General features: G+C 35.1%; 4 protein-coding genes. 2 read left to right on the top strand and 2 right to left on the bottom strand.

Going from position 1 to position 4,333, the window contains the following annotated elements; translation table 11 throughout:
* Both ACY65O_RS15760 and ACY65O_RS15755 read left to right on the top strand, forming a co-directional pair.
* A partial coding sequence (locus ACY65O_RS15760; RefSeq protein WP_462221818.1) for a cyclomaltodextrinase C-terminal domain-containing protein occupies positions 1-915 on the top strand: 915 nt, incomplete at its 5' end.
* Between the two features lie 24 nt (positions 916-939).
* Complete coding sequence (locus tag ACY65O_RS15755) at positions 940-2,832, top strand: glycoside hydrolase family 13 protein (RefSeq protein WP_462221817.1); 1,893 nt, start codon at positions 940-942, stop codon at positions 2,830-2,832.
* Positions 2,833-2,885: 53 nt separating this feature from the next.
* Here the strand turns inward: ACY65O_RS15755 and ACY65O_RS15750 are convergent, their stop codons facing one another.
* Together ACY65O_RS15750 and ACY65O_RS15745 are read right to left on the bottom strand one after the other, a co-directional pair.
* Positions 2,886-4,085 carry a T9SS type A sorting domain-containing protein gene (locus ACY65O_RS15750; protein ID WP_462221816.1) on the bottom strand — a complete coding sequence of 400 codons (1,200 nt, stop codon included), beginning with the start codon at positions 4,083-4,085 and terminating at the stop codon, positions 2,886-2,888.
* 50 nt (positions 4,086-4,135) lie between these two features.
* A partial coding sequence (locus ACY65O_RS15745) for a hypothetical protein (RefSeq protein ID WP_462221815.1) occupies positions 4,136-4,333 on the bottom strand: 198 nt, incomplete at its 5' end.

Below are 4,333 nucleotides of genomic sequence, written 5' to 3'. Positions count from 1 at the left end.
TTAATTCAGCATGCTTTGTGGACGGTAGAAAATTTTGGTATAGACGGATGGCGAATTGATACGTATGCTTACAACGATTTAGATTTTATGAACCGTTGCAACAAAGCATTAACCGATGAATATCCACAAATATTTATGTTTGGCGAAACATGGGTGCATGGTGTGCCCAATCAAAGTTATTTTGTACAAAATAATTATACTATCCCTTTCAAAAGTAATCTGCAGGCACCCACAGATTTTCAAACTTTATGGGGAATTACCGATGGCATGACAAAAGATTTTGGGTGGACGGACGGGATAAATAAATTATACACTGCATTGGCTCAGGATTTTGTTTATAAAGATGCCACACGAAATGTTATTTTTTTAGATAATCATGATTTAAGCCGTTTTTACTCTGTAGTGGGAGAAAATTTGGATAAATATAAATCGGCTCTGTCGTGGTTGCTTACCTGCAGGGGCATACCACAAATTTATTATGGCGATGAAATTGCAACAACAGGCGTAACAAATCCCAGTGATGGTTATGTTCGTTTAGATTTTGCCGGCGGATGGAAAAATGATACCTTAAATAAATTTACCATTGCAGGAAGAACACAAAAAGATCAGTCAATTTTTCAGCATCTTGCAACATTGGCCAATTACCGTAAAACATCATCTGCATTAACCATCGGTAAAATGATGCAGTATATCCCTGTTGATGGTGTGTATGTTTATTTCAGGTACGATAATAAACAAACTGTAATGGTAGTAATGAATACCAGTAAAGAAGATAAGAAAATTTCATTTGATAAATATCCAGAAAGAACAAATGGCTTTACAAAATATACTGACGTAGTTTCTAAAAATGTAAGTGAGTTTAAAGATTTTATTGTAGGAAGTTATAAAACAGTTGTACTGGAATTAAATAAATAATCATCACTCCTCAAATTTTTTACAGTGAAAAAAATAATCCTTTCTTTTTTTCTTTTTTATATTTCATATTCAGTTTTTGCACAGAAAGAATTAGAAGTTTATCCTGCTAACTGGTGGGCCGGCATGAAGATGAATAAAGTGCAATTAATGATCCATGAAAAAGACAGTACGGTAATTTTGGCTGTAGCAAAATTAGTGGTACAATCATCTTCACCCGATGTAAAAATTATAAAAATAAATACCGTTGAAAATAAAAGATATCTTTTTGTTGATGTTGAAATTGTCCCCAATGCAAAACCACAAACTGTTACTATTTCATTTGGAGGTATAATTAAAAATGAATGGAGAAAATTTCAATTTGAAATAAAACCAAAAAGAAAAAATTTGGGTACAGCTTATGCACAAGGCGTAACTGCAAAAGATTTTATTTATTTGCTGATGCCCGACAGGTTCAGCAATGGCGATGAACGCAACGATAAGTTTGCAGATATGAATGATCCGCAATCGGATAGAAGCAATCCTTTTCTGCGACACGGTGGCGATTTAAAAGGCGTAGAAAATCATTTGGATTATTTTAAAGATTTAGGGGTAACGGCATTGTGGCTAACACCAGTTATTGAAAATAATATGCACCTTACCGATGAAGGCGGCACTAAACGCAGCACTTATCATGGTTACGCATTTACCAACCACTACCAGGTTGATAAACGCTTTGGTGGTAACGAAGCATATAAAAGTATGATTGATGCAGCACATAAAAAAGGATTAAAAATTATACAGGATGCAGTGTACAATCATGTAGGCAACGATCATTTTTTTATTAAAGATATACCCATGAAAGATTGGGTACACCAATGGCCGCAATATACCAATACCACTTATAAAGATCAGCCGTTGGTTGATCCTTATGCATCTGCCATTGATAAAAAAATTGTTACCGATGGATGGTTTACTCCTTTTATGCCAGATCTCAATCAGAGTAATCCTTATGTTTCTAATTTTTTAATTCAAAATATTATTTGGAGTGTAGAAGAATTTGGCATTGATGGCTGGAGAGTGGATACTTATTTTTACAGCGATAAAGATTTTTTAAATAAAGTGAACGATGCACTGGCAAAAGATTTTCCGGCAATAACTGTTTTAGGAGAATCAACAGTAAGCAATATTGTTAATGGCGCTTTCTTTACAAAGAGTAAAATTAATTTTCCTTTTAAACATAATGCACCCGGCGCTTTAGATTTTACAGTAAGCTATGCCATGCTGGATGCCTTAAAACAAAATTTTGGGTGGAGCGAAGGCGTAAGTAAATTGTACACCGCACTTGCAACAGATGTTGTTTATGAAAACCCGATGAACAATTGTATATTTTTTGATAACCACGATATGAACCGGTATTTTTCTGAAATAGGAGAGGATATCAACAAATATAAAACAGGCTTAACCTGGTTGCTTACTTTACGTGGTATTCCACAAATGTATTATGGTACAGAAATATTGATGAAGAATTTTAAAGACCCCACCGATGCGGAAGTACGTAAAGATTTTCCCGGAGGCTGGGCTGCTGATAAAGAAAATAAATTTGTTGCAGGTAACAGAACAGCTGCAGAGAATGAAGCATTTGATTTTGTAAAAAAACTGGCTAACTTTCGTAAAACTTCTTCTGCCATTACCACCGGCAAACTAATGCAGTATGTGCCGCAGGATGGAGTGTATGTTTATTTCCGGTACAATAATAATCAAACGGTAATGGTAATTGCCAGCACCGCAAAAGAAGAAAAGAAAATATCTTTTGAAAGATTTACAGAAAGAACAAAAGGTTTTGGCAAATACAAAAATGTGATTACACAAACAGAAGGCAATATAAAAGAAATTACATTAGGTGCTTATCAAACTGCGGTGCTGGAATTACTGCAATAAAAAACCCCGGCTATTAGAGCCCGGGGCAAATGCAAAACCTATTTGTGCTTGTGTTATTGACTAACAAAGAGTTTTTTAGTATCCATAATTTTTTCCTCAAAAATTATTTGTAAGTTATAATTACCTGCAGCCAGATTTTTATCTTTGATATCAAAATAATAATTGGAAGCCTGTGCAGTTGTAATTTGTTTTGAGCTTATCAGCTGACCGTTAGAACTTATCAAATTCAATTTTACTTTTCTGCTGTCGGGGTTGGTAAAAGGAATGTTTACATAAAAGCCATCCTTTACAGGGTTAGGGAATATATTAATTTGGCCCTCCTTTATATCAAGCCTTAGAGTTCTGGTATCGCTGTAACTAATACGTCCGTTAATATCCACTTGCTTTATCCTGTAATACAAAACTGATGCACTTAAATTATTTATTCCGGCATCAATATAATTATAAGCAGTGCTGCCGTTAGTAGATTTATTTACAGTGGCAATAGTTGTAAAACTTGTGTTGTTGGTGCTGCGCTGTAATTCGTAATGATGATTTGCATCCTCGTTTGCAACAGCCCAGTTTAATAATCCATCATTGCCTTGTTTTACTACATCGAAAGAAAGCCAGTTTACGGGGAGTACAATATTCGCAATTGAAACGTATTGCGTATTATTATACCCTATTGTTTCATCAGGATGCGGAACTGCTGGTACAACACCAGTACCGTAAAACATCTGTACGTAATTGGTAAGATCAAACGAAACACCATCAACTACATTAAAACCATAAGCTGTACCAGGCCCTCCAGCGGCAAGGTGTGCCAATCTAATTTGTGTAGGTGTAATTGTAGAATTAGTAAACCGAATTTCCACAGCATCCTGTGGCACACCATTATTAATAACTAATGTTGGAGCTGTTGGGAGATTGGAAACACATCCAAATCTAAATAAGTAAAAATTCGGATCAGAAACAGCATCATTAATTTGTGCCCAGTTAGCGGCAGGAAAAGTTGTGTTAAGACAGGTTGCACAAGTGCTAAGTACCTGGATAGTAGGTATGCTAATAGGTGTACCCGGAGGGCTTTCTTTCGGCACCATAATAACAAAACCCAGCTCATTTAATTTATTATTAAAATTAAAATTAGGTTGCAGGGTTATTATAACGCTGTTTAAAGCGTTACCAGCTTTAACACTTGCGCTCATTCGTTGTGCAGTAATGCCTGAACTTAAAGAAAGGCACAGTGCAAGCAGTAATGTAATCCTATGTCTCATAAAGTTGCTTATTAAATGAATTATTTATAGATATAATTTTAGCTTATTAATTAATTTGGTAAAAATTGCTGCCGTACAGTTAACTCACCATTTAATAAAATAAATCCAAGAAGAAATTGTCGGTCACTTTGGTTAAAAGTACCAGGACCATTATTTCCCTGGTATCTTGCAAATCTGTTTAAATTCAAATCTGCCCTGAAATATCCGGTATTAAGTACACCCAACTCATTGTTACCCAAATCGGTTAA

Origin of the sequence: Ferruginibacter sp., from assembly GCF_031430955.1 — a bacterium.
Classification (GTDB): domain Bacteria; phylum Bacteroidota; class Bacteroidia; order Chitinophagales; family Chitinophagaceae; genus Ferruginibacter.
This window is presented reverse-complemented; position numbering and strand designations above follow the sequence as displayed.